The sequence below is a fragment of the Pirellulaceae bacterium genome (assembly GCA_019636385.1).
Lineage (GTDB): Bacteria > Planctomycetota > Planctomycetia > Pirellulales > Pirellulaceae > Aureliella.
In genome coordinates this window covers 720062-747037 of record JAHBXT010000002.1, presented here as the reverse complement: position 1 = coordinate 747037, position 26976 = coordinate 720062, and the positions used below count along the sequence as shown (strand labels likewise).

At 53.9% G+C, this 26976-nt stretch carries 22 protein-coding genes; 14 read left to right on the top strand and 8 right to left on the bottom strand.

Annotated elements, in window-relative coordinates; all coding sequences use genetic code 11:
- The first annotated feature begins 128 nt into the window (after positions 1-128).
- Positions 129-2072 carry a tetratricopeptide repeat protein gene (locus tag KF752_08490; GenBank protein MBX3421578.1) on the top strand — a complete coding sequence of 648 codons (1944 nt, stop codon included), beginning with the start codon at positions 129-131 and terminating at the stop codon, positions 2070-2072.
- A 225-nt stretch (positions 2073-2297) separates the two neighbouring features.
- On the opposite strand, the gene dnaK is transcribed toward KF752_08490, so the two are convergent.
- Entirely contained in the window at positions 2298-4226 is a 1929-nt protein-coding gene (gene dnaK / locus KF752_08485; protein MBX3421577.1) for a molecular chaperone DnaK, read from the bottom strand.
- A 393-nt stretch (positions 4227-4619) separates the two neighbouring features.
- Between dnaK and pheA the strand changes: the two genes are divergently transcribed.
- The 3 genes from pheA (at position 4620) to KF752_08470 (ending at position 6970) form a co-directional block, all read left to right on the top strand.
- The gene (gene pheA, locus KF752_08480) at positions 4620-5693 is read left to right on the top strand and encodes a prephenate dehydratase (GenBank protein ID MBX3421576.1); all 1074 of its coding nucleotides are present in this window, start codon (positions 4620-4622) and stop codon (positions 5691-5693) included.
- Between the two features lie 52 nt (positions 5694-5745).
- Positions 5746-6390, top strand: coding sequence for a hypothetical protein (locus KF752_08475; protein ID MBX3421575.1), 645 nt, complete (start codon positions 5746-5748; stop codon positions 6388-6390).
- A 199-nt stretch (positions 6391-6589) separates the two neighbouring features.
- On the top strand, positions 6590-6970 hold the full coding sequence (locus KF752_08470) for an FHA domain-containing protein (GenBank protein ID MBX3421574.1): 381 nt from the start codon (positions 6590-6592) through the stop codon (positions 6968-6970).
- 58 nt (positions 6971-7028) lie between these two features.
- Here KF752_08470 and KF752_08465 read toward each other — a convergent pair whose 3' ends face one another.
- A complete protein-coding gene (locus KF752_08465) occupies positions 7029-7697 on the bottom strand; it encodes an RsmD family RNA methyltransferase (protein MBX3421573.1) in 669 nt (222 codons plus the stop codon).
- Between the two features lie 383 nt (positions 7698-8080).
- On the opposite strand from KF752_08465, the gene KF752_08460 reads away from it, so the two are divergent.
- Both KF752_08460 and KF752_08455 read left to right on the top strand, forming a co-directional pair.
- Positions 8081-9973, top strand: a complete 1893-nt coding sequence (locus KF752_08460; protein MBX3421572.1) for a 2-oxoacid:acceptor oxidoreductase subunit alpha — start codon at positions 8081-8083, stop codon at positions 9971-9973.
- Between the two features lie 88 nt (positions 9974-10061).
- A complete protein-coding gene (locus KF752_08455) occupies positions 10062-11090 on the top strand; it encodes a 2-oxoacid:ferredoxin oxidoreductase subunit beta (protein ID MBX3421571.1) in 1029 nt (342 codons plus the stop codon).
- Positions 11091-11126: 36 nt separating this feature from the next.
- On the opposite strand, the gene KF752_08450 is transcribed toward KF752_08455, so the two are convergent.
- The gene (locus KF752_08450; protein MBX3421570.1) at positions 11127-12722 is read right to left on the bottom strand and encodes a PQQ-binding-like beta-propeller repeat protein; all 1596 of its coding nucleotides are present in this window, start codon (positions 12720-12722) and stop codon (positions 11127-11129) included.
- A 240-nt stretch (positions 12723-12962) separates the two neighbouring features.
- Between KF752_08450 and KF752_08445 the strand changes: the two genes are divergently transcribed.
- The 5 genes from KF752_08445 (at position 12963) to KF752_08425 (ending at position 17748) form a co-directional block, all read left to right on the top strand.
- The gene (locus KF752_08445; protein MBX3421569.1) at positions 12963-13664 is read left to right on the top strand and encodes a replication-relaxation family protein; all 702 of its coding nucleotides are present in this window, start codon (positions 12963-12965) and stop codon (positions 13662-13664) included.
- Positions 13665-13760: 96 nt separating this feature from the next.
- Positions 13761-14582, top strand: a complete 822-nt coding sequence (gene sufC, locus KF752_08440) for a Fe-S cluster assembly ATPase SufC (protein ID MBX3421568.1) — start codon at positions 13761-13763, stop codon at positions 14580-14582.
- A gap of 62 nt (positions 14583-14644) precedes the next feature.
- Positions 14645-16057, top strand: a complete 1413-nt coding sequence (sufB, locus tag KF752_08435) for a Fe-S cluster assembly protein SufB (GenBank protein ID MBX3421567.1) — start codon at positions 14645-14647, stop codon at positions 16055-16057.
- A gap of 38 nt (positions 16058-16095) precedes the next feature.
- A complete protein-coding gene (gene sufD, locus KF752_08430; protein MBX3421566.1) occupies positions 16096-17421 on the top strand; it encodes a Fe-S cluster assembly protein SufD in 1326 nt (441 codons plus the stop codon).
- Positions 17422-17748, top strand: coding sequence for a non-heme iron oxygenase ferredoxin subunit (locus tag KF752_08425; protein MBX3421565.1), 327 nt, complete (start codon positions 17422-17424; stop codon positions 17746-17748).
- 55 nt (positions 17749-17803) lie between these two features.
- On the opposite strand, the gene KF752_08420 is transcribed toward KF752_08425, so the two are convergent.
- Positions 17804-18187, bottom strand: a complete 384-nt coding sequence (locus KF752_08420) for a PilZ domain-containing protein (protein MBX3421564.1) — start codon at positions 18185-18187, stop codon at positions 17804-17806.
- A 487-nt stretch (positions 18188-18674) separates the two neighbouring features.
- On the opposite strand from KF752_08420, the gene rimO reads away from it, so the two are divergent.
- The 3 genes from rimO (at position 18675) to KF752_08405 (ending at position 21859) form a co-directional block, all read left to right on the top strand.
- A complete protein-coding gene (gene rimO, locus KF752_08415; GenBank protein ID MBX3421563.1) occupies positions 18675-20111 on the top strand; it encodes a 30S ribosomal protein S12 methylthiotransferase RimO in 1437 nt (478 codons plus the stop codon).
- Between the two features lie 24 nt (positions 20112-20135).
- Positions 20136-20720 carry a CDP-diacylglycerol--glycerol-3-phosphate 3-phosphatidyltransferase gene (gene pgsA, locus KF752_08410; protein MBX3421562.1) on the top strand — a complete coding sequence of 195 codons (585 nt, stop codon included), beginning with the start codon at positions 20136-20138 and terminating at the stop codon, positions 20718-20720.
- A gap of 98 nt (positions 20721-20818) precedes the next feature.
- On the top strand, positions 20819-21859 hold the full coding sequence (locus KF752_08405; GenBank protein MBX3421561.1) for a CPBP family intramembrane metalloprotease: 1041 nt from the start codon (positions 20819-20821) through the stop codon (positions 21857-21859).
- 92 nt (positions 21860-21951) lie between these two features.
- On the opposite strand, the gene KF752_08400 is transcribed toward KF752_08405, so the two are convergent.
- From KF752_08400 to KF752_08385, 4 genes are all read right to left on the bottom strand, one after another.
- Complete coding sequence (locus tag KF752_08400) at positions 21952-22680, bottom strand: glycosyltransferase (protein MBX3421560.1); 729 nt, start codon at positions 22678-22680, stop codon at positions 21952-21954.
- Complete coding sequence (leuS, locus tag KF752_08395; GenBank protein MBX3421559.1) at positions 22677-25517, bottom strand: leucine--tRNA ligase; 2841 nt, start codon at positions 25515-25517, stop codon at positions 22677-22679. Before leuS ends, KF752_08400 begins: the two co-directional genes overlap by 4 nt.
- A gap of 143 nt (positions 25518-25660) precedes the next feature.
- Positions 25661-26416 carry a (Fe-S)-binding protein gene (locus KF752_08390; GenBank protein ID MBX3421558.1) on the bottom strand — a complete coding sequence of 252 codons (756 nt, stop codon included), beginning with the start codon at positions 26414-26416 and terminating at the stop codon, positions 25661-25663.
- 38 nt (positions 26417-26454) lie between these two features.
- Entirely contained in the window at positions 26455-26937 is a 483-nt protein-coding gene (locus KF752_08385) for a Dabb family protein (GenBank protein MBX3421557.1), read from the bottom strand.
- Positions 26938-26976: the final 39 nt, after the last annotated feature.

Here is a 26976-nt window from a genome sequence, read left to right as displayed (position 1 = left end):
TTGGCAGGTTGCGTTCTTTCGTAGCTTCATTCCCTTAGGACTTTTCGGTTATGGCAGGCTTTGACCCACTAAATTGGACCGTTTCATTTCTCGGCGCGTGCTACGATTGGGCGCTCTCCAGAGCCTGGATGAAAGTTCTATTGGGCGGGATACCCTGCGTTGCGCTTGTGCTGCTGGCGCTGACTGTTTGGATCGGTGGTCGACTAGACAAGGATACACTCGTCAACCGCTACCTTGAATTAGGGCGAACAGAAATCGGTGATTGGGAAGCTCGGCTGATCGACAGCTTTAGCATCAAGCCACAAGAAGCGGACCAAGCCGACAAGTCTCCGACCGGCGACAAATCAAATGCAGCGACAGCGGCCATGGAAAGTGTTGATCTAAATTCCGATCAACCACAGGCCGATGGCTCGTCGCCTGTCGCAATTGATACCTCCAGGGCTTCGATTGATGCGACACCAAGTTCGGCGGGCAAAACAACGAATGTTGCGCCTGCCAAGGATCAAATCGAGCAGGATGACCAAGCCGACTTAGCAGGCAGTAATGATCAAACCGACTCCACCGAAATGCAGAAGTACGTTGTCTCGCCATATGGCGAGATGTTGTACAAGCGAGCTCAATTATTGCGACCTACGCCAGAGAGTCAATTTGTGGTTGGAACTACGCTGATGCAGCGCGGTAACATCGTGCAAGGTCAGAAAGTGTTGCGAAGCCTGGCACCGGACGACAAGGCGGGTCTACCTAAGGCACATGCTATCATGGCTATGGGCTACATGGCGCAATATGCCAAGAATCCCAACAATGACTTAGTGCCTGTCTTACTGCACCACGCCCAAGAATCACTGCCTTGGGAGTACACCCCTAAGGAGGTTCTGTTTGTCGCCAGCGACATCAACTGGCAAAAACGCGATTTTGACCGCTCTCTGCAGATTTTCGAGACTCTCACTCAGCGCTTTCCGGAACATTACCACTTGCTGGCACAACGGGCCAGGGCGGCTAAACGCGACGAATTGGCTGACAATGCGATCAAGCATGCCATTGAATATTACAAGAACGAATTGGCAAAGGAGCCGAGTAATCACGGCATTCGTATTCAGATTGTTCAATTGTTAGGTGCCAGTCCAGAAGCTTTGGATGAAGGTGAAGAACTTCTGAATCAGGCTCCGGAAGATGACTCCTATAATGTAATTCGCCGCGCAAAATCAGATTTGTACCGCGTCCGATTTGGAAACTTTCTTAGGCCACTATTGGAGCAGCGGTTGATGGGGAAGACGGTTGAGCAAATCAAAGCCATGGATCGACTGACTGTCGACCTATCGTTGCTTGAGCGAGCATTGGAAATCGATCCTACCAATCCCTTAGTGTCTGAGCAAACAGCCATCCTGATTCGCGACAAAATTAATCGTAGTCCCAAATTGACTGCCGCATTAAAGGAGATGTTGGATTCAGACACTGCATCGGTCGGTACCCATGCCGTATTGTCAGAGCACTTTCTCAACGAGGGAAGGTATGCGGATGCAATCCGCCACCTAGAGAAAGTACACAAGGCAGCACCTCTCGCGGTTAAGTACGCCAACAATTTGGCGTGGCTGTACCTGGAAGAGAAGCGTATCGACGAGGCAATGGAAGTAGGGAAGAGAACGCTGGAATTGCTGCAACAAAATGGATTGCAAGGCGCGCAGTTCATCGATGAATTGTTAGACACATTGGGTATGGTTTACCAGGCCCAAGGTAAGGATACCGATGCCATCTCGCTGTTTGAACTAGCGCTACGCTACAATCCTAATCGGACAGACAGTCGCGAGAGGTTGGCAGCACTCTATCGTAAGCGAGGCAATGAAGGTGTGGCCGTAGCCCACGAACAAGCAATTGAGGCCATCAAGAAGGCCCAGATGGAAGCAGAAGAAAATGCCAAGCAAGCTGCAAGCCAATCAGTCGCGGCAGCCCCCTCGGACGCTTCTCCAGACACACCTTCTCAAGATGACTCAGCACCTTCTCAAGATGACTCAGCACCTTCTCAAGATGACTCAACTGAGGAATCTGCTTCTGAGACATCGGCAGATGTTCCGTAAGCAAATATTGGCTTTTGACACTAAAACGTATCACGCCTGCGGAATTTAGAGTCTTGGTCAACGCCGTCCTAGCTCTAATGCATCGAAATAGGGCAGCTCAGCGAGCTGCCCTATTGAAAATTTGCACTCGATTGCAAGGGCTACTAATCAAGAGGCCAGTAACAGAACCTGTCCATTAATTGCATGTCACGTCTAGGTTTGGTACCCGCCGCTGAACATTAGTAGTTACTTCACTTCAAATTCTGCGTCGATGGCATCATCGTCTGAGCCGCTAGCAGCCGGTTTGGGCTCAGCACTCGTTGCACCGCCGGCAGGTCCTGCTGAAGATCTTTCGTAAAGGATCTTGCTGAACGCTTGAGCCGCCTGTTCCAGTTCGGTGGTTGCCGCTCGAATTACCTCGACGTCGCTGCCTTCAGTGGTTTTCTTGAGTTTCTCGATGGCCGCCTTGAGTGGCTCTCGGTCGGCATCGGCCAGCTTATCTGCGTTTTCGGACATTTGCTTTTCGAGCTGGTAGACAAGATGCTGCGCCTTGTTGCGAGCTTCAGCCAATTCAAACTGACGTCGATCTTCTTCGGCGTGTTCTTCTGCATCTTTCTTCATGCGATCGATTTCGTCCTTGGAAAGTGCTGATGTCTCTTCCAGGCGGACTGAGGCCTGCTTGCCGGTGCTGACGTCACGCGCGGAGACATTCAAAATGCCGTTTTGGTCGATGTCGAATTTGACTTCGATCTGTGGCACGCCGCGTGGTGCTGGTGGAATCCCCTCGAGATTGAATTCGCCTAGCAACCGATTGTGATTGGCCATCTTCCGTTCACCTTGGAAGACGCGAATGGTGACGGCCGTCTGATTGTCCGAGGCGGTCGAAAAGGTATTCTTGCGCTCGGCCGGGATGGTCGTGTTTCGCTCGATGAGCGGCGTCAACACACCATGCTCGGTTTCAATGCCAAGGGTCAAAGGCGTGACGTCCAGCAGCAAAACATCTTTTCGATCACCCGACAGTACACTGCCTTGGATGGCAGCCCCAATGGCCACCACTTCATCTGGATTCACACCCTGATGCGGCTCTTTGCCGAAAATCTCTTTAACGATCTGGCGCACTTTGGGAACGCGCGTCGAGCCGCCCACCAATACTACTTCGTCGATATCACTGGGCTTGAGCTTAGCATCTTCCAATGCTTGCAGAACCGGCTTCTTGCAACGCTCAATCAGTTTGTCTACCAGTTCTTCAAACTTGGCCCGTGTAATCTTCATCTGCAAGTGCTTGGGACCGCTAGCATCAGCCGTAATAAACGGAAGATTCAAGTCGGTTTCCGGAACGCTACTCAGTTCCTTCTTGGCTTTTTCACAGGCTTCCTGGAGTCGTTGCAATGACATCGGGTCGGATCTGAGGTCGATGCCGTACTGGCGCTTGAAGTCGTCGGAAACGTAGTTCACCAGAGCCTCATCGAAATCGTCGCCGCCTAAATGAGTGTCGCCGCTGGTCGAGATCACCTCGAAGACTTTACTGCTATTGTCGCCATCGCCGGTGGAGGCCACTTCCATAATCGAAACGTCAAATGTTCCGCCTCCGAGGTCGAACACCACAATCTTGTGGTCACGCTGTTTGTCCAAGCCATACGCCAGAGCTGCAGCGGTAGGTTCGTTAATGATCCGAGCCACTTCCAGGCCCGCGATCTGACCGGCGTCTTTGGTTGCCTGGCGTTGGGCATCGTTGAAGTAGGCTGGTACGGTAATCACTGCCTTGCTGACTCGGTGACCGAGATACGATTCAGCGGCTTCCTTCAGCTTACGCAAGACCTTGGCAGATATCTCTTGAGGCGTGTATTGCTTGTCACCGATGCCGATCTTGACATATTCGTTGCTGCCACCGACGACAGAGTAGGGCACCATTTTCTCTTCAGATTCCACTTCCACATGCCGTCGGCCCATGAATCGCTTTGCGGAATAGACGGTCCGACGCGGATTCGTGACCGCCTGGCGGCGAGCTGGCTCGCCGACAATTACCTCATCTTTGTCGGTATAGGCGACCACACTAGGTGTCAGCCGATTTCCTTCAGCGTTCGGGATGACTTTGACTTCGCTGCCTTCCATCACCGCCACAACGGAATTGGTTGTGCCCAAGTCAATTCCGATAATCTTTTCGCCTTGTGCCACCTTTGTGTCTCCTTTGATTGTTCGTATCGAGCGGCGACTTTACGGATCGCCTAATTTTGTCCAGACTCAATGGCTTTCTCGCTGCCATTTTCTTCCGGAACCGGATTTCGCTCCCTTTGGATGCAATGCGCGTGCCAAAAAGCGACAAATCAAGCCCGGCTACTTACTTTGAGGGGTTGCTGATTAAGGGTTGTGACCTTGAAATTGCAAGCCGCTGAACTTTGATTTCTCTTGGATTGGATATGGACTCTAGAGTTGAGGGGTTGAATTGCCAGAATGACAGTGGATCGGACTTGGCCACCGTAGCGGCAGTAGCTATCGTTCCCAACGTAGAATATAAGGGATGTGAGCGGGAAAATCCCAGTTGGTGACTTCACGGGTAACAGGCGATTGATGAACAAAACATCCTCCCGGACGACCTGTCCAACCAGCAAGAGTCTGGCCGATCGACTCATCGAGATCGACAGGCAAATGTTGAAACTGCTGGCTGATCGCATCGGGCTGCTGCGATCTACCGAGCGACCGGTGGATCTGGAAGAGCAGCGCCGTGCTCTAATCCAAGAGTGCTCGGATGTCGGGCCGGCTCATCTATTATCTGACTGGCTCAATCATGCGTCGAGCTTGTCAGCTCGCCAAGCTTGGCCCAAGCGATCCGTGGCTTATCTAGGTCCGCTGTACAGCTTCAGCTATTTGGCGGCGGCCAAGTATTTTGGTATGGGGGCCGACCTAGTCGATGTGGCTTCGATCAGCGCGGCGTTCGAAGAGGTCGCGCGCAAACATACCGCCTTTGCCGTCGTCCCCATCGAAAACAGCACCGATGGACGAATCGTAGATACGTTGGGTATGTTCGCGCGAACTCCGCTGCAGATTTGTGGCGAAATCCTACTCCCAATTCACCATTGTCTGTTGGCTCGTGGCAGCCGCCAACAGCTACGCGAAGTACACAGCAAACCGCAAGCTTTGTCTCAGTGCCGAAACTGGCTGGCAACGCACTTGCCGCAAGTCAAGCTGGTGGAAGTCGCCAGCACGGCGCTGGCGGCCGCTAACGCGGCTGCCAACGAGCAAATTGCAGCGATCGCGTCGCGCGAGGCCGGCATTCATCATGGTTGCCAAATGATCGCTGAAAACATCGAAGACAACAGCCAAAACGTGACACGCTTTGCCATCATCGGTCAAAATCCCTGCGCGCCGACCGGAAATGACAAGACATCGCTGATGTTCGAATTAGGGCACCATCCTGGAGCGCTGGCCGATGCAATGATGGTCTTCAAATCCGCAGCGGTAAATTTGACGTGGATTGAGTCCTTTCCATTGCCCAATCGACCCAATGAATATCTGTTCTTTGTCGAGTTAGAGGGCCATCAGGATACCGAGTCAGTACGACTTGCTATTGAGAAGTTGCGTGCCATGGCACCTCGACTGGAGATGTTAGGCTCGTACCCCAAAGGTCGCTTAATCGAGACATGAGCTGTTTTGCACTCTGCTTGACGCAGTACTGCGTGTCGAGGACTTATTGACGATGGAACCGCTCAAGGTAGCCATCCTGCTATATTTTCTGGCGGTGGCGTTGGCTGCAGTAGATATTTTTATCCCCACTGCGGGAACGTTGCTGATCGCAAGCGCCCTGTCTGCCATCGCCTCAATCTACTTCGGCTTTTTAACGGGCGTCTACTCAGGAATGGCCATGTCAATCCTGGTCTTGGGCACCATTCCCGTGTTTACCTACGTTGCCATCAAGTTTTGGCCTCATACCCCGATTGGCCGTCGCATCCTGTTGACTCCACCGAAAATCCAAGCTGACTCGCATTCGGAGGCCCTGCGCCGGTGGATTGGTACGGTTGTTGTCAATCGCTGGCCATTGCTCCCCAGCGGCCAGATTCAGATCGGCAAACAACGCTTCAACGCGACCAGCATTGATAGTCGGCCGATCGAGGTTGGCCAGCGAGTCAAGGTGGTAGATGCTCGCGAATTGCTGCTAATCGTTGCCTCTACCAACGAGCAGGAAACAGAAATTCCAGAGGCAGATCGAATACCCAGCAGCTCCCTCGCAAGCCAAGGCTCGATGCCTTCCGAACAGGCTCTGCTGGAGGCACCGGCCGAACAACTGGGACTAAATAGCCTGGATGAATTACCACTGGACGAGACCGAGTTTCCGGCCAGGTAGCTGAGCCGACTTTTCCATCCAAATTCGAAAATATTCTCAAAATTAGGTCAACAACTGGCTGAAGTTCTTACAACCTTCAACGATAATAGAGAGAGTGAGTGAGTGAGACGACTGATTGCAGGAGGCAATTGCGACCGTTGCTTGCATTGGCAGGTTTGGGCTGTTTTTGAAGCGCAAACTCCATCGAGAGTCATAAAAGATGATCTGCATATTAAAAGTAATCGATGGCCCGGCACAGGGCGCGCAGTTGTGGATTAGCCGCAACCAGTGTTTGGTAATTGGAAGAATGTCGACGGCAGATTTCTCGATCCCAGAAGATCCTCACCTTTCCCGCAATCACCTGTTTGTGGAAAGCGGAGAGGAGTCGTTCCGGGTCCGCGATGCCGGCAGCAGTAATGGAACGTTTGTCAACAATGCGCCGGTGTCGACTGTCGAGCTCTGCACAGGCGATTTGATTCGCGCTGGCAAGTCGGTCTTTCAGGTAACTCTTAAAGATGAGATTCTGAAGCCGCAACCAGTGCCTAGCGACGTTGCGGTACAGACTCAGATTCCCAGCCGCAGCGTGTTCCAACGCGGCTAGGTCCGCCAAGGTTGACTGCTTTGGATCGGCACAACAGCAACTGTACGGCTGTCCGGGCTTAGCTGGTTGCCTCAGACGGCTTCTTGGCAATAAAAACTGTGGCCGGTTTATAGTGTCTAATGTCCCAGTCGCATTCCGGCCAATGACGGTCCAAATCAAAGGAGTCCGCTGTCTCGCAGACCAATTGCGATTCGGGAGGCATGCACTCGTAGAGGCTTTGTAGCCCTGCTAGCAGACGCTGCTGCTGATTCTGCCAGACTGCGTACGGTGGGCAGCAGAACACAACCCACGGGCAGCGGGGCAGGTCTGCGGATCGCAATTCACTTTGCCGTAGCCAGCGCAGACTGTCCACATTTTGAACATCAACCAGCGATTCCAGGGCCAAGCTGCGCATGTTGCACAGAATGGTTGATACGGTAGTTCGGGACAGTTCAAGCAGAATAGCTCCCTGAGCCCCACGACTGACCGCCTCGAACCCTAATATCCCAGTGCCAGCAAAAAGGTCGACCGCAAACTTTCCGTGAAGGTAGCCACCCAATAGGCTAAACACCGCCTCACGGGTCTTTTCTTTCATTGGCCGCGTGTCTGGGTCTCCGTTGTACTGGATATACCGGCCGCCCAGTTGGCCGGCCACGATTCGGAGACGAGTTGGCCGCAATTTTGGCGGAGCTTTACGGCGGATAGGCTGTACCGGCAAATCGTTGGTATCATCAAAATGCTTGGCCATCGTTAACTCGTGCTATTCTGCTGTCGTATCGGCGGCGGTAGACGCCATTTGGCTTGGCGCGATGCGACTAGAACCAAGTCATTGGAAAATGCAAAAACTGGCCCATCAAGCCATACTCAAAACTGAGTCGCTCTGTAGAATTTTCCAGTTGCGGAGAGCTTGCCCATTATGCCGAGTTTAATCCTACAGGCAACAGCTGGCGCTCGGAGTAGTCGTGGTGAATGACGATGTCCCTGTTCGTCAGCAAAAAAACTCCACAAAATCGGCAAAGTCTGCCGAATTGATTATTCTGGTACATCCAGCCTAGATCGCTCCGCACTATGTACCGCCATGGCAACTGCGCTCGCGGAGTTCACCGAGAAAACTTCACTACAGGTTCTTTCATGTCCACAGAGGCGCCGCAGGCTCCACGCTCCAAACAGGTTAAAGTAGTTACAGGTATCACAGTTCGCTTAGTTGGGGATTCAGGCGACGGCATGCAGTTGTTGGGAACGCAACTAACCAACACTTCTGCTTTGGCCGGAAACGATGTCGCGACCTTCCCCGATTTTCCTGCCGAGATTCGCGCACCGCGAGGTACGCGAGCCGGAGTGAGTGGTTTCCAAGTGCAGTTCGCTGCCCACGAAGTTCACACTCCTGGCGATACATTGGATGCGCTAGTAGCCATGAACCCGGCGGCGCTAGTGACGAATCTCGCAGACTTGAAGCCTGGTGGTTTGATTATCGCCGACGAGGATAGCTTCGAAGCCAAAGATCTGAAGCTGGCTGCACTGACTGCCAATCCGCTGGACGACGAATCGCTTACGGACAAGTACCGCTTGGCAAAAGTGCCAATCACGAAATTGACGCGCACCGCCGTCCAGGATCTTGGGCTGTCACCCAAGGAAGCCGATCGCTGCCGCAATTTCTTTGCCATGGGGTTGGTCTATTGGCTATACGGCCGAGGCATGGAGACAACCAAGCGATTCATCGCCAATAAGTTCAGCAAGAATCCTCAAGTTCGCGAAGCCAACGAACGAGCGTTGAGCGCCGGTTGGGCGTTTGGGGAAACCACTGAACTGTTGGACGTTTCGTATCAAGTCGACCGGGCCACTTTGCCTGACGGAAGATATCGCAACATCATGGGCAACCAAGCTTTGGCTTGGGGGCTCATGACCGCCGCCAAGCTCAGCGGTAAGCAATTGTTCTACGGTACGTACCCGATCACTCCCGCCAGCGATATTCTGCACGAGTTGTGTCGCTACAAGAATTTTGGCGTCAAGACGTTTCAGGCTGAAGACGAAATTGCTGCGGTCTGCTCGGCAATTGGCGCGGCCTACGGTGGAGCGATGGGTGTCACCTGTAGCTCTGGTCCCGGCATCGCTCTTAAGGCAGAGGCCATGGGGTTGGCGGTGATGATTGAACTGCCGTTGATCGTAATCGATGTTCAGCGAGGTGGTCCCAGTACCGGGTTGCCAACAAAGACAGAACAAGCGGACTTGCTGCAAGTACTTTATGGCCGCAACGGTGAGGCACCTGTTCCGGTCATCGCAGCATCCAGCCCTGGCGATTGCTTCAATACGGCCATCGAAGCCTGGAGAATAGCCACCAAGTTCATGCTGCCGGTCGTCATTCTGTCCGATGGCTATATCGCTAATGGTGCTGAGCCGTGGTTGATTCCTGACGTGCAGAAGATGGAGCCGATCAAGATTCTACATCCCGGGCCTCCTAGCCAGGATGAAGCACCATTCCGTCCGTACTCGCGAGACGAATTCCTGGCACGTCCTTGGGCTCTGCCTGGGACGCCCGGTTTAATGCATCGCGTCGGTGGGTTGGAAAAAGCCAATATCACGGGCAACATCAGCTACGATGCAGACAATCATGAATTGATGGTCAAGTTGCGAGCGGAAAAGGTCGAGCGCATCGCTGCGGTCATCCCACCACAGAAGGTGTTTGGACCATCCAAAGGTCAATTGCTGGTTGTCTCGTGGGGTGGTACTTACGGAGCTTGCCATACGGCAGTGCAGCAAGCGCAAGCCGAAGGCATCAGCGTTGCCCACTGCCATCTGCGACACTTGAATCCCTTCCCCAAGAATCTGGGGGAAATTCTTGCCAGCTACGACAAAGTTCTGGTACCCGAATTGAACCTTGGCCAGTTACGTAGCCTGCTGTGCGCACGCTACCTAGTCAACGCCTTGGGATACAACAAGGTGAAAGGTAAGCCGTTCACGGTAACTGAATTGGTCAGCAAGATCCGCGAAGTGACCGCGCCCAGTGGAAACGGCAAGCACGCTTGATTCAAGCAACCGGCATTGCGAAGCGTTGGTTGTACGATCGCCCATCCAGCATTAACCACAATCATTTTCTGTTATCCGACAAATTTTCATGAGCACTCAATTACCGGTACTGACCGACAAAGATTTTGCCAGCGACCAAGAGATCCGCTGGTGTCCAGGCTGCGGCGATTACTCGATCCTGGCGCAGATGAAAAAGATGCTGCCGACGTTGGGATTGCCGCTGGAGCAAATCGTCTTCATATCCGGAATCGGTTGTTCGAGCCGTTTTCCGTATTACGTGAACACCTATGGTATGCACAGCATTCACGGCCGTGCACCTGCATTTGCAACCGGTCTACGCGTTGCTCGACCTGACCTGAAAGTGTTCGTGATCACCGGTGATGGCGATGCGCTGAGCATTGGCGGCAACCACTTTATGCACCTACTCAGACGCAATGTGGACGTGACGCTTGTTCTATTCAACAATCGCATCTACGGACTGACCAAGGGCCAGTATTCACCTACCAGCCTAGAAGGGCAGGTTACCAAGAGTACCCCGATGGGAGCGCTCGATCATCCTCTAAATCCAATTAAGCTAGCCTTGGGTGCCGAAGCTACGTTTATTGCTCGTAGCATCGACGTGCATATCAAGCATCTGGGCGAGACGCTGTATCGGGCCGCCATGCATCGCGGCACTTCGGTGGTCGAGGTCTATCAAAACTGCAACGTCTTCAACGACGGTGCATGGAGTTACGCCCAAGACAAATCGACCCGGTCTGATCACACGATCGAGCTTGAGCATGGTAAGCCGTTAATATTCGGCAAAAATCGGGACAAGGGCATTCGACTGAATGGAATTACACCTGAAGTCGTTGATCTGTCCACCGGCAAGTTCTCTCACGATGACCTGCTTTTCCACGACGAGCAGGCTGATCCGGCATTGGTTAATATTTTGGCACGCATGAGACACCCCGAGTTCCCTGAGCCCATCGGAGTATTTCGAGCCATCGAATCGCCAATTTATGAGCACCAAGTTGAACAGCAAATCAACGATGCCGTCAGCTCGCGCGGCATGGGGGATTTGAACAAGCTGTTCAATGCCGGCGACACTTGGGCTGTACCCAATCAAGCCGTCTGAAGCAGTCGTGCTTTTCGAGCTACTTCAGTAATCCCGTCAGAACAGGCTGCTGTCGGCATCGAACTCGTTAGCAGGCAGACTGTTTTGACCATCGTCCGTGTCGCTATTTGGCTGGCTACTGTCGCCGAATGGGTCGTCGTCAAACGTATCGCCAGATGAAGGGGTGTCCTCCATCAGAGTCTCGGAGGGTACCGACCGGGTGGATGGTGCTGCGGCTGATGCGGTGGTAGCGGGCGAATCCGATGGTTGATCTGCCACGCGGTTAATCTTCGGCAGTACCTTTCCACGCGGGCGCAAGCATTGTAACTGGCCGTGGTTGCCGAGAAGATAGACGCGATCGGTCAAATCATTGACAAACATCATATCCATCAGCGGCAAGGACGGTGTCTCGGAAATTTGCCTGCCCGATTTGCTGTCATGAGCCACGAGAGTATTTGCCAGCGTACGGGTGACCACTGTCGAATTGGCAATCGCAATGGGGCCACGAATTCCAGTGGCGCAATAAGCGCTGCGAGCCCAGACTAGACTTCCCGTCGAATCGTCAACAGCATTCAGCTCACCGCTTTCTGAACAAACATAAGCAATTCCCTGTTGCTGATCCACCAGCGACATCGCCGAGATGCTCTGAGAAAAACGAATCTTCCACTGGGATACGCCATTTTCGGAAGTCAAAATCTTGCAGAATGTGCCAGCAGCGTCGCCAATATAGAACGCATCTCTCCCAGCAGCCAAGCTTCCGACAAAACGTGCACCACATTCGTAGCGGAATTGAATTGCGGGTCCGTCGGCGGCAGAGAACACATACATCCAGCCCTTGTCCGTTACGAAAGCCGTGTGTGATCCGTCGGGCAGCGAAATAGGAGTGTTAGCGACGCGCCCACTGAGTCGATAGGCCCATGCATTTCGTTGGCCCGAGACGCCGTAGGCATTGATCTGCCCTGCGAAGTCTGACACCAGCGCCACACTCTCCGTGCGCAATGTCTTCTCCTGTGCAGCCGAATCACTTGTCAAGGGTTGCTCAATGACTCCCACGGAATTCGAAGTACCCGAAGCAAGTTGTTTGGCGGCGATTTGTTTGCCGGTTCGCCAATCCAGCAAGTACAGCGAATCACCTTGCAGCACTACGACGCCGGCGGTCGCCAAACCGCACGAGTACACCGGCGCGGTTGCCGCTCCGCACACCGCCTTCCAGTGGAGCTTGCCGGTTTCGGCATCAAAGCAAGTTACCACCCCATCGCTACTTGCCACGACCAACTGAAGTTCAGGAATCGAGCGCTCGACCGCAGCCAACTCATACTCGCTACCTACCAGTCGCGCCGCTCGAGCCCGTGCGGTAATCTTGGCTTTTTCTATTCCCAGTGGCTGTTGTAAATCGTCCAACTGATCCACCGGTACACAAACCATTTGATCCGCAGTTTCTACGACTGCAAAATTTCGGGCTCGATGCGGGTCTCGCCACAGCCCCATCCACGCTACGCCTCGGCTTAAGTCGGACTGTGTCTGGGCGACCCAGGCTGTTTCCAGTCCGACCTTGACAACGGCTAAGTCGCTAACTTGGGCTCCTAAATCTCCTGGTGCTAAAATCGCAGCAATCAGCAGCGTTCGCCTCGCAAGAGCTTTCAAACTAGCCATTTAGGGGGTGCCCTTTATTGTCCTTTGAACATGGGACATTCGTGAACGCTTCACAGAATTGCCAGAGGGAAATTCCTATGTCGCAGTATAGTCAGAAGCCCAATTTTAGCGAGTTTAGCCTAGAATTGTTGCTCCCAGTTCGATTTTTCACAGCAGGGCTTGTCAAAAATGGTCTTGCACCTATAAAATCGGGCTGTGGCTAAGAGCGGTAGTCTTGGTCGCACCACCTAGGAGAGCGAGATGCGAGCCGCAAAAGCCGAGCATATACGTCCTATAGACCAAGCTGTTTTGGATCTGCTGAGGCAGCATCAGAATCTGACTGTCCAAGATTTAACCGAACGGCTTGAAGTGACGGCGACCGCCGTTCGTCAGCGCTTAGATCGCCTGGAAGAAGTGGGTCTTGTCGGTCGCAGCAAAGAGAGTGTCGGCCGTGGTCGCCCGCAGTTTCGCTACTTTCTCACGGCTTTGGGAATGCGGTACTCGTCGGTCAGCTATGCCGAGCTGGCCGCAGCCCTTTGGGCGGAGGTACTCGACCTTCCTAACCCTAGTCTGCGGTCACGAATTCTACTTCGTGTAGCACGACGAATGAGCCAAGACTTGATTCATGAATTGCCGCAAGATGCTAACGTCGACGACCGACTGGAAGAGATCGTTGTTCAGCTAGCACGGCGGAAGATACCGGCGACGCTTACACCTAAGGGCAATATGCCGGTACTGCACATGTTGGCCTGTCCTTTCCCGGATCTAGCCGGGGACCAAAATCAGCGTCACGTGTGTGAACTGGAACAGGAGATGTTGAGTGCTGCTGTTGGCCAGTCGGTACAACTTGAATGTTGCCGGCTAGATGGTCACGAGCATTGTCAGTTTCGTCCAGTTGCGGCTGTCGAGCCGCTGCCTGCAGAAAGTATCCGATTACTCAACGAGAATGAATCTTTGTCATAGCCCAACATCATTCGCGCCATAGAAAACGCGGTAGCAAACTGATGGTCATGGCAAGTAGTCCACTGAATTAATGATAGGTAGGAAAGAATCAACCCAATGAAACCGACACTGACTATTCATAATCTGCATGTGCAAGTTGAAGGCAAGCCAATCCTGCGTGGAGTCGACTTGGTGTTGCGCCACGGCGAGACTCATGCTCTGATGGGGCCAAATGGCTCAGGCAAAAGCACGCTAGGGCTGGTGATTGCCGGCCACCCAGGATATGAAGTCACGCAGGGGACCATCACTCTGGATGGACAAGACATTCTGGCGATGGAGGCCGACGAGCGAGCGCGGGCCGGAATCTTCATGGCCTTTCAACGCCCGATCGCGATTCCTGGCGTCCGGATGGCCGACTTCTTGAGACACGCCACCACCAACGTTCGTCGCCCCGACCGCAAAGAGGGCGAAGAGCTGATTCCAATGCGTGACTTTCGCAAAGAACTCAAATCCAAAATGGAACAATTGCAGATGGACGTTGAGTTTGCTCGACGCTACGTCAACGATGGCTTTTCCGGTGGCGAGATGAAGCGTTCTGAAATCTTGCAGCTGGCAATGTTGCAGCCCAAATTTGCCATCTTGGACGAAACCGACAGCGGTCTGGACGCCGACGCTGTTCGGCTGGCCAGTGCCAGTATCGCCGAGATCGGTCGCGAGAAGATGGGTCTGCTGATTATTACTCACCACGACAAACTACTTGAACACAATCCGCCCGATTTTACGCACGTAATGTTGGGCGGTCGCATTGTCGAAACCAGTGGCATCGAGTTGGCTCGGGAGCTTCACGAGCAAGGTTACCAGCGCATTCGACAGACCTACCCAGAGGCGGATCGAGCCAATCAGCAAATGGTCGGCGAAGAAGCCGAAGTCGGCGTGTAGAGAGCGCACACGGCCAGCGTCAGCATCTGTTTGATACTTTTCAAGATTAGGACTTAGTCAATATGTCAACTGACCTCGCACTCGAATCATCCGATGCCATCGGAGAAATTAATAAGTACAACTTCAGAACTGATTCGCCGGCTGTGTTCAAGGCTCGCAAGGGTCTAGATCGTGAAATCGTTGCTCAGATTTCCGAGATGAAAGGCGAACCGGAATGGATGCGTGAGTTCCGCTTGCATTCGCTGGACGTCTTTCACTCCAAAGCGATGCCCAAGTGGGGCGGTGATATTGATATCAACTTCCAGGATATTTATTACTATCTCAAGCCATCTTCAGGCCAGGAGCGTTCGTGGGATGATGTTCCCAAGGAAATCAAGGACACTTTCGAAAAGTTGGGCATCCCTGAAGCCGAACGCAAGTTCTTGGCGGGGGTCAAGGCTCAATTCGAGAGCGAAGTTGTCTACGGCTCGCTAAAGGAAGACTTAGCCCAGCAAGGCGTGGTCTTCCTGGATACCGATTCGGCCCTGCGTGAACACCCAGACCTGTTCCGCGAGTATTTTGGAACCATTATTCCGCCACACGACAACAAGTTCGCAGCGCTGAATTCTGCTGTCTGGTCTGGTGGTTCGTTTATTTACGTGCCGCCAGGGGTCAAGATTGAGTTTCCGTTGCAAGCCTATTTCCGTATCAACGCCGAGAATATGGGGCAATTCGAACGGACGTTGATCATCGTTGACGAAGGGGCTTCGATTCACTACGTCGAAGGTTGCACGGCACCGATGTACAGCACGGAGAGTCTGCACTCGGCCGTAGTAGAGATCATCTGCAAACGCGGCAGCCGCTGCCGATATACCACCATTCAGAATTGGGCCAACAATATCTACAACTTGGTTACCAAGCGAGCCGTGGCTTATGCGGATGCGACCATGGAATGGGTCGATGGCAATTTGGGCAGCAAGTTGACGATGAAATATCCTGCGGTCTACATGATGGAGCCTGGCGCCCGCGGCGAGATACTGTCGATTGCCTTTGCAAACCAAGGCCAACACCAAGATGCCGGCGCTAAACTGGTTCACGCAGCGCCTCATACCTCCGGTCAGATCATCAGCAAGTCGATCAGCCGCAACGGCGGACGCAGCAGCTACCGCGGATTAGTGCGTGCTGAGAAGGGGGCCTCCAATTCGCGCTGCAACGTCGTCTGCGATGCGCTTATCTTGGATCCACACAGTCGGTCAGATACCTATCCGTACATCGAGATCATGGAGCAGGATGTCAGCGTGGGACATGAAGCAAGCGTATCACGGATTGGCCAAGAGCAATTGTTCTATCTAATGAGTCGCGGGTTGTCGGAAGCCGAAGCCAGCACGATGATCGTCAATGGCTTTATTGAGCCGTTAGTCAAGGAGTTGCCGATGGAGTATGCGCTGGAGATGAATCGTCTGATCCAACTGCAAATGGAAGGTTCGGTGGGCTAGTCGCCATGCATGACTCTCGTGTTGAAATCGATTCGGTGATGACCGCCTCGGAACCCTCGGCAACGAATGCCTTCGATGATGTTGGCTTTGAGTGTTTTCTCAGCCAGCGCCAGGAACCCGATTGGCTGCTGGCCGCTCGGCGGACCGCCTGGGTCCAGTTCCAGTCGATGGCCTGGCCATCCCGCAGCCAAGAACAGTGGATGCGAAGTGACCTGCGCTCCTTTAAGCTTCAGCGCTACAGTCTTCCCAACAGCGAGGTTGCCGGATCATTCCAAGAATTGAATATCCCAGAGCGCCTAGCTGAAGGCGTTGACCCGGCAGGCGTCATGCAGACTCTTGACGGCGCAACCCTTTCGGCCACGCTGGATCCAGCGTTAGCCGCGCAAGGAGTGCTGTTTGGGGATCTCAGCCGCGCTGCAGAGGAGAATTCACAATTGTTACAGAGCTACTTGGGCAAGCAGGTCGACTATCGTAGTGACCGATTCGCAGCCTTGCAAAGTGCCACTTGGTCAGGCGGCCAGCTGTTGTACGTCCCACGTGGGATATGCATCGAGCGACCATTTCGCGTGGCCGCTGGGCTAACCTCCGGTGCCACCGATACCGGGCGAACCCTGATTGTTGTCGACGAGGGAGCCGAAGCTACTTTTTTATACGAAGGCAACAGCCCCAACGAGCAAGCCGATGGCTTTCACTGTGGTGCGGTAGAGATTGTGGTCAAGTCAGGAGGCAGATTACGTTACGTCAACCTCCAGGATTGGGGCAGGCGGGTGTGGCATTTTTCGCACCAACAGGCCCGCCTCAGTCGCGATAGTTCGTTGCAGTGGACCGTGGCGGCGCTGGGAAGTCGGTTCTCACACGTTCATCAACAGGTTGCATTAGCCGGTGCAGGTGCCTATTCGCAAGTCAACGGAGTGCTGTTCACTCAGGATAAACAACAACTGACTTACAATACGCTGCAGCATCACCAGGCTCCCTCGTGTCGCAGCGACTTTTTGTACAAGTCGGCACTGCAGGATCAATCGCGCACCGTCTGGCGCGGGATGATTCAAGTGGACCCCGTGGCGCAAAAGACTGACGGCTATCAACGTAACGATAATTTGTTGCTCAGTAATCAGGCTCGAGCCGATTCCATTCCAGGCCTGGAGATCCAGGCCGATGATGTGCGTTGCACACATGGCAGTACATCGGGCAAGGTTGACGAAGAGTTGATCTTCTATGCTCAGAGTCGAGGATTCACCCGCAAGGAAGCGGCGCGGATGATTGTCACCGGGTTCTTTCAGCAGATATTTGATCGCATTACGATTGAATCCGTTCGTGAGGCGCTGAGCCAGTCGATTGCTCGTCAGGTTCAGGAGTATCGCTAGGTGACTACCGGTCAATCGGATTTCGTTCAGGTAGCGTCGGTGTCCCAGTTTCCGGTCGACGGTCGACTGTGCGTCGAGGTCGATGATCGCTTCTTAGTCTTGGTGCATTATCAAGGGCAGTTTTACTGCCTGGATGATGTGTGTACGCACGACGGTGGGCCGCTAGGCGAGGGGGACTTGGAAGGTAATTGCTTGATCTGCCCGCGCCACGGTGCTCGATTTGATGTCTGCACCGGAAAAGCACTCACCATGCCTGCTACAGAACCTACAGCCACTCATGCTGTGCGAGTTGATGGCGATCGGATACTGGTGAAGCTATCCCATTAAACACAAGTGGAGTTTGTGTTGAGCCGAGGGTCGGACTCAAGCGGTGTCCCGTGCGTTAGCGGCCCAGAGCCAGATTGTCAGCGGCTTCAATCGTGTCTAGAACGCTCTGGTCAGCTAGACCCAAGAATTGAACTCCGTAGCACGAACGTTCTAGATCGAGCCGACTATTCCTTAGGCTGTGAACCACTTGCTGATGCTCGCGTACGACTTGGCATTGAATAAGCTGATCCTTGAGATCAGGAAGCATGATCCGTAAAAACAGCTCTTTGCTTTCTAGAGGTTTTTCGGTAACGATTCTTGCTCCAACCATCGACAAATCGTCAGTCCAGGCACGGCTTCGACGAAGTCCTCCTGTCTTCAGTTTTTCGTAGAGGACCACCGGTGTCCGCACGCCAATGCGAGTTGAGCAACGAAGTTCTTCACTGGTACTGGTAGACATAGGATTTCACCCGAAGCAATTTAAATACACATCAATAAAACATACGCCGCAGGCAACTCGCCACAGCCCATCGGCCCACCAATGCAAGCACAGGCGGGCAAATTCCAGGGCGGACTGTAGCGATTCTAACGGCGACAGGTCAATCGCAACCACGTAGCGTTGCTGGATAAACCGAATGCTTATCTGGTGTTCGCCAAGCAGCCTTGGCCCCAGTCTGGTGTCGATGACCGCTTATTGGCGGAACTTTGCTTGGAATGTGGTCGGAAACAGGGAATCAAGATGCCTGAAGATTAGCCCAACCTGTGGGACTTAAGGAGATTCGCCGCGTTACCGCAGATCGCCAAGTCAATGGGGGGTAAGTGGTATTCAATTTGCGGCACAGGACTATAATGCTTCGGCATTTTCAATCCACCTTGAACCCGCCGTCCGGCTTACTACACTGTTCCCACGCGGGGGATAGTGCAACAATCGTCGCGAATCCTTCCCCATGGCAATCAGATTACCCGTCGTAGAAACGCCGAATGCAGCTTCGGCAAACGCTGCGCAGAACCCTGTCGGGGATCGGCAGTGTCTGGGGCGATATGCTTTCGTTAGCTTGGGCTGTCCGAAGAACACCGTTGACAGTGAGCGCATGTTGGGGCAGCTGCACCGCCAAGGCTATGACTTGGTGGCCAACCCGGAAGAGGCAGAGTTTGTAGTGATCAACACCTGTGGCTTCATCGATCGGGCTCGACAAGAGTCGATGGAAGCCATCGATCAAATGCTGCAGCTTAAGCGGGATGGCAAGATCCGTGGAGTGATTGTCTCTGGCTGTCTGGCAGAGCGTGAGCGTGAAGCGCTGCTCGAAGCACGTCCCGAAATCGACTCCCTGGTCGGGGTTTTCTCCCGTGATGACGTGACGCTGATGGCCGCCCGCGTAATGGACGGATTGGACGAACAGCGCACCGTCTTTCGACCGGCTCCCATTCGCGCGCTGGACGATACCCACCGCCTACGGATCACTCCGCCTCACTTTGCCTATCTAAAGATTTCTGAGGGCTGTGATCGACTGTGCACTTTTTGCGCGATACCCAAAATGCGCGGCAAACATGCCAGCAAGCCGCTAGAGAATATTATTGACGAAGCCACCGAGCTGGCCAGATCTGGTGTCCGCGAGCTGATCGTTGTGGCCCAAGATACCACCTACTACGGCCGCGATCTGTATGGTGAAAACAGATTGTCGCAGTTGCTTGAACGGCTGAGCGCGATCGACGACATCCAGTGGATTCGGCTGATGTATTTCTATCCGATGTACATCGACGATCGTTTGCTCGATGTGATGGCAGACTCGCCGAAAATCCTGCCTTATATCGATATGCCACTGCAACATATTAACGGTGAAATGTTGCGACGCATGTCACGACGCGTTTCCCCTGAGGCAACTCGCGAGCTTATCACCAAAATGCGTGAGCGGATTGATGATCTGGTAATTCGTACCACCTTCATTACGGGCTTTCCAGGCGAAACGCAGGAGCACGTAGACGAACTGGCCGAATTCTTGCAGCAGTCGAAATTCGAGCGATTGGGCGTGTTCACTTATTCACTAGAGCCCGATACACCGGCGGCGAAGCTGCCAGGGCACGTTGATGAACAGGTCAAACTGGCCCGACAGCAGCAGCTTATGCAGGTCCAGCAGCAGGTCGCATTTGCTTGGGCTAAGCGACAGGTGGGCCGTGCCGTGGAAGTGATTGTTGACAAGGAACTTGACAAGTCGAAGAACGTGTGGCTAGCACGCAGTCCGGCTGACGCGCCAGACGTTGACGCTCTGGTCTATCTGACCGGATCGCCTCGCACGCCGCTATACGCCGGAGCGCTGGTGCCTTGCGAAATCGTGGGGCATCAGCAATATGACTTAATTGCAGCAGCGATTGGCCAGCCACGGTAGACGCTATTTTCAGGTTGCGAGTAGATGGCAAATTCGACCGATGCGACCGGCGATCCCAATCGTATTTGGAATGTGCCTAACCTATTGTCGATGGCGCGCTTGCTGCTGTCACTTTTCGTGGGCTTGTTGATCGAGTGGCAGTATTATCTGGTGGCTGCCATTCTGTTTTTGATTGCGGCGACTACCGATTTTGTCGACGGCTGGTGGGCTCGTCGATACGGACAAGTCACCAAACTTGGCAGGATCCTTGACCCATTCGTTGACAAGATCATTGTGACAGCAGCTCTGGTGGCCCTGGTCGGCCAGATCGGTAGCGGGGTGGCCGCTTGGATGGTTACGGTGATCGTGGGGCGCGAGCTGCTGGTGACCAGCTTGCGGGCGATGGTGGAAGGACGTGGCGGCGACTTTTCCGCAGTCTGGATGGGGAAATGGAAAATGGGACTTCAGTGCGCGGCCATCGTAGCCAGCTTGCTAAAGTTAGCTTATGGTAGCCAGTTTGCATGGCTAGGTTCGATCAGCAGTGTGCTACTATGGAGCGCTTTGCTGCTGACGGTTGCTAGCGGTATCGACTATGTAGCTCGCGCCATTTCATTAAGTCGTTCGCCGTAGGCCCCGATTGTTTCAGTGCGAACGAAATAGTCTCCGTCCGTCGTGTTACGCTTCCTCAGCCCCCGTCCAATCCACGAATAACGCTAAACACTATGGGAATGCGACAGACGCCTGAGATCACCCCAGAGATGCTTCAGCAACATCCGAGCTTGTTGCTGTACATGATGTTTATCGGCCTCCTGGTCTTCACAATCTTGATTAGCAGCTTGGCAAGTTGGGCCTGGCTGCTTTACCGCCAGTCCCATGGTCAGCCTTGGATTCCACGGCGTCTTGGCTGGCAGCCCAGTTGTTGGTCGCTCTTCGATGTGCTGCTGATCGCTGGCTTTGTTGTGTTGTTGCAATTAGGTCCAGCCAGTTGGGCGCTGCGAGCCATGGGTATCGGCAGCCAAGGCCAAATGTCTCTGGAAGCCATGGCGGTCGGAGGGGCAGCTAGTCTGATGGGCGTATTCTTGGGAGTCGCCTGGATTATCGCCCGCTATCGGCGAAGTATCGAACATGTGGGCTTGGGGGCGATTCCCGTTTCGCTGCTGGCACTTAGTATGGCAGCTGGCCTAGCCATGTTGCCGCTGGTCTATCTGATGATGACCGCCATTTCGCTAATGTCACAATCCGAATATAGTCATCCGCTGATTGAGTCCGCTCAAGCATCTGGATCGCTAACCGGGTTTCTATTGGCTTTCTTCGCCGCCGTTGTCGCCGCACCACTAACCGAGGAATTTTTGTTTCGGGGGATGTTACAAGGTTGGCTACAGTCGATTCCGTTCAAAAGTCTTCTAACCAATGTGCTCGGTGTCACTCCACAATCACAAGCGATGCCTCCATCGGTCATTGAACCACCCCTGGCAGATGCTAGTGCCGGCCATGCGACTGCTTTCCCAAGTGAAATGACGGAAGTCGTAGCTAAAGTCGAAGCTGTTCCCGCAGTTTGGCCAGCGGTGGTGACTGGCATTTTATTTGGGCTGGCACATATCTCTTACGGCATGAGTTTTGTGCCGCTGTCGGTACTAGGTATTTTTTTGGGGCTGGTCTATCGCCAAACGCAATCACTTTGGCCCTGCGTATTGATTCACATGTTGCTGAATTCGATTAGCATGTTGATGTTGGGCCTGATCATTTTTGTCACTCAAATCGCTGGCTAGCAGCCCCGAAGTTCATGACATTCGATCGGCGCAGGACACAAACGCCAAGCCTCGGAGCAAGATATTGCCTTTGCACTTCGAGGATAAGCCATCTACCGCTGGGCTAGTCTGCGGATCACTTGGATTGCACCCCAAGCATCTTGCAGGCTTAGTTTACTGCGCCCGGCAGTGCGCGGCTGAAACAGAATGGGGACTTGAGCCAATGGGCAGCCTGAGCGATGCAGTGCCACTAAAATCTCTTCCAGGAATCCGTAACCGTTGCAGGTCAGCTGCTGCAGGTTTACCTGACGTAATGCTGCAGCGCTATAACAGCGAAACGATCCGCTGCAATCGGTCAGGGGCAGCTTGAGTCTGCTGCCCGCGTAGCGGTTAATCTGACGGCTCATCCAGCGGCGATGCCAGGCCACGCCGATGAATCCGCCGCCCGGCAAATAGCGCGAGCCCACCGAGACGCCACCCTGCAATCCTCGGCAAGCCATCAACAGCGCGGGCGCATCGCTAGGACGATGACTCTGATCGGCGTCGAGGTTGATCAAGTAGTCGTATTCGTGTTCCAGTCCCCACTGGATGCCAACTCGCGTCGCCGAACCTAATCCGAGCTTGCCAGACCGGCTGAGCAAGAACAACTGCCGGTCGGTGGCCATCTGTTGCTGAACCCAGCGACCTGTTCCATCGGGCGAGTTGTCGTCGACTACCAGGATGTCCGCCTGTGGCAAAGCCTGATGCAATTGGCTGACCATCATTGGCAGATTGGCAATCTCATCGTAAGTACACAGCAATACTAGGACGCGCGGGGCCACCGGATGTTGCGACTCGCTCATCGAACCACAACATTCACGAGTCGCCCAGGGACGACCACGACTTTGACGATCTGTTTACCGCTGACGAGTTCCTGAATACGCGGATCTTCCATGGCCAACTTCTCCAATTCAGTCTGTGAGCACTCCGAGGGCACGGTAATTCTGGCTCGCAGCTTACCATTGATTTGTAGTGGAATTTCGACTTCGGCGGCCCGTGTCCATTGAGGATTGAACTGTGGCCACGGCTCATACGCCAGTGATGGTTGGTGCCCCAGCAACTGCCACAACTCTTCGGCTAAATGCGGAGCAAACGGCGACAGCAGCTTGGTGAACTCGCACATCGCCGCACGCGGACGCAGCTGTTCTTTGGTGAAAAAATTGACGAACTCCATCAGTCGCGCGATCGCCGTATTAAAACTCATCGACTCGATGTCTTGGGTGACGGCTGCAATTGTCTTGTGGAGCACCTGATTTTGCTGGTCGGTAGCCGACAAGTCCTGAATATTCTCGGAAAGTTCAACGGATTCGCGGCGCTGGTCGACGAACATTCTCCACACGCGATCCAAGAAATTACGAACACCGCTCACGCCCGCCATGCTCCACGGTTTGGTTGACTCCAGCGGCCCCATAAACATTTCATACAATCGCAGCGAATCGGCTCCGTACTCGCGGACAATCTCATCTGGATTGACTACGTTCCCTCGACTCTTGGACATTTTGTGTGCACGACTCTCGACGCGAATATCGGTTTGCTCAGCCAAGACAAAGCCGTCGCCCTGTTTTGTAACCTGAGATTCTTGGAGCTGAACCGACCGAACTAGACCGCCGGACTGCGCGCAACGCAGTTCACCTGTCTGGTCATCTCGGCGAACTTGATTGGGTTGAATCCATCGGCCATCCACCTGGTACGCGGTATACTCGACTTCGCCTAAAATCATTCCTTGATTAACCAACTTGCGGAACGGTTCTGGCGTGCTGACGTAGCCACGGTCGAAAAGAACTTTATGCCAGAAGCGCGCGTACAGCAGGTGCAACACAGCATGTTCCGCTCCGCCGACATACAGATCGACTGGCATCCAGGCTTGTTCTTTCTGTGGATCGCAGAGAGCATGATCGTTACGCGGATCGATAAAGCGCAGATAATACCAGCACGATCCAGCCCACTGCGGCATGGTATTCGTCTCGCGTCGATAGCGTTTGCCATCGCGCTCGACATACAGCCAGCTCGCTGGTGCCTTGCCGAGTGGTGGCTCCGGCTTGCCGTGCGGTTTATAGTCATCCAGCGGTGGCAGATCTAGCGGCAGCTCGGAAGCGTCCAAGGCGCGAATAGATCCTGTGGGCTGGCCTGCCGAATCCAGTTCGTGCAAGATGGGAAAAGGTTCTCCCCAGAACCTTTGGCGGCTAAACAGCCAATCGCGTAGCTTGTAGTTAACCGCTTGCCGCCCGGTTCCGGCCAGGGTTAGATCGGCGGTGATCTGCTGCTTAAACTGCTCGGTCGCCAAGCCATCGTAGCCTGGCGAGTTCATGGCGGTTCCAGCTGCAGCGTAACAAGCTTGCCCTGCCAGTACAGATTGGATGTCCACGCCACCATCCCTGATTGGCTGAACCACGGCAACAATCGGAAGTTGGAAAGTTTGAGCAAACTCAAAGTCACGCTCATCATGCGCAGGCACGGCCATGATCGCGCCGGTTCCGTAGCTGGCTAAGACATAGTCGGCGATCCAGATCGGAATGGCATTTCCATTGACTGGATTGATCGCATAAGCGCCGGTGAAAACACCGGTTTTCTTTTTGGCATCACTCTCGGTGCGCTCGCGATCACTCTTGAAGGATGCTGCTTGGCGGTATTGGTTGACCGCATCGCGCTGAGCTTCCGTGGTTAGCTGGGGGACCAGTGGATGCTCTGGGGCCAAGACGACGTAGGTGGCTCCGAACAGCGTATCTGGACGCGTCGTGTAAACACGCAGACAGCGCTCGCCGGGTTCCTCAGGAAACCCCTCCTGCCTACGCTGGCGTTGCCAAATTGCAAACTCCGCCTGAGTACCCAAGCAGAAATCGACTTCGGCACCGACGCTGCGACCGATCCAATCACTTTGCAGCTTTTTGATGCCAGGCGACCAATCCAAACCATCTAGGTCAGCCAATAATCGCTGGGCGTAGGCAGTGATTCGCAGCATCCATTGTCGCAGCGGTATGCGCTGAACGGGATGCCCACCGCGCTCGCTACGTCCATCAATCACCTCTTCGTTCGCCAACACCGTTCCCAGCGCCGGGCACCAATTGACTAGTGCGTCATCCTGATATGCCAGTCGATAGCGATCGCGATATCGGTTTATTGCATCCTGCCCCTGCTGCTGTACGTCGTCAGGTATACGCAACTCGGCGATCGGCCTGCCCTTGTTCGACACAGGATCAAACCAGGTATCGAACAGCACCAGAAATATCCACTGTGTCCAGCGGAAGTACTGCACATCCGTGGTCGCCAGGACACGATCCCAGTCATAACTGAAACCTAACATTTTTAACTGGCGTGTAAACTCAGCGATATTACGTTCTGTCGACACTCGGGGCGGAGTATTTGTTTTGATTGCATGTTCTTCCGCAGGTAGTCCAAAAGCGTCGAATCCCATTGGATGCAGCACACTCTTGCCCCGCATACGGCTGAAGCGACAGACGATATCGGTGGCCGTGTAGCCCTCGGGATGCCCCACATGCAGTCCGGCTCCACTGGGATAGGGAAACATATCCAAAACGTACAGTTTCTCAGCGCTAGGCAGCTCTGGAGTACGAAAAGTTTGGTTGGTTTCCCAAAATCGTTGCCATTTGGGTTCAATTTCGGCGGGATTGTATCGCGGCATAGTTGTGTTCAGTGGCGCTGCGGGGACGAATTGTCGGCGTCGTGATGCACCATTTTATAAACCGCGATTGCCTCGCCGACCAGCCGAATCGCACCTGGCGGTCGCACCAGAAGCCTCAGCCAAAACTACAGCCACGGCGTCAGCTAGACGCCGTCTAGTTTGGCACCAGCAAAAATTTGCGCAACGTGCAGCACCTTCACCGGCTGCCTGGCTCGACGAATCAGGCCCTCCAGGTGCATCAGGCAGCTTACATCGGTAGCCGTAATCACCTGCGCCCCGGCCTGCAAATGATCGTCGATCCGATCTCGGCCCATCATGACCGATACCGCTTCCTCCGCCACAGCAAATGTACCGCCAAAGCCACAACATTCATCAGCTCGCTGAAGCTGAACCAATTCAATACCGGGAACCTTCTCCAGCAAATGGCGAACTTTGCTGGGTTGCGCACCGACGCGCTCCGAGCAGCCATCTAGACGCAGTTCGCGTAGCCCATGGCAACTGCTGTGCAGTCCGACGCGATAGGGAAACGCATGTGGCATTGACTGGACATGCAAAATGTCCGTCAAGAATTCGCAAAGCTCCCATACGCGACTTTTAAGCGAGTGGTATTCAGAACTTTGCGGCAATAGACCTTCGTAGTGATGCTTGACCATCGACACGCAGCTGCCAGACGGCGCAACAACATGGTCGTAAGGAGCGAAAATTTCCACAAATCGTTCGGCCAATGGGCGTGTGTCATCGACGCAGCCGGTATTGGCCATCGGTTGCCCACAGCACGTCTGCTGCTCGGGGTAGCATAACTCGACATCCGCGAAGCGACTAAGTACGTCAACCATCGCCAGGCCGACTTGAGGATAGAACTGATCGATATAACAGGGAATGAACAGCGCGACTCGCATACACTACTCGCCCGACCAGAGCCACGAACACTTGTGACCTAACGCTGCGCCCAATAATCTACCACAACGGCCTTCTGCAAACGCGGTAGAACCACATCTACGAAGGCTTGATGGGCCGGATGCTTCAAGTATGTATCGCGATCTTTCTCGCTGCGAAAAGTAAGCAAAAAGCAGTGCGACAAGTCTGCGTTCAATTCCTCGGGGCTATTGTTGGTCCCGTATTCGTAGTCAACAATAACCTCAATCTTCTTCGGCAGCTCTCCGAATGCGTTGACCAAGCGCGCTACCTCTTCGGAGGTTGCGTCGGCTTTGAACTGAAACAGGACGACATGTCGCAGTAGCGATTTTTGCTGGCTCACTTTGGCACCTTCGAGTTTCTCATCATCGGAATTCAGACCTGTTAAGCGCTCCTCAGGCTGGTTCGCCTGGGCAATTCTGGAATACAGCAAAGGCACACTGCCGAGTGCACCGACCAGGGCAATGATTGTAAGTAAATTTCTAGGCTGGCTTAAAAAACGCATCTTAGGTGAACTCCCTGTCAAAGTAATACGCCGGCTGTA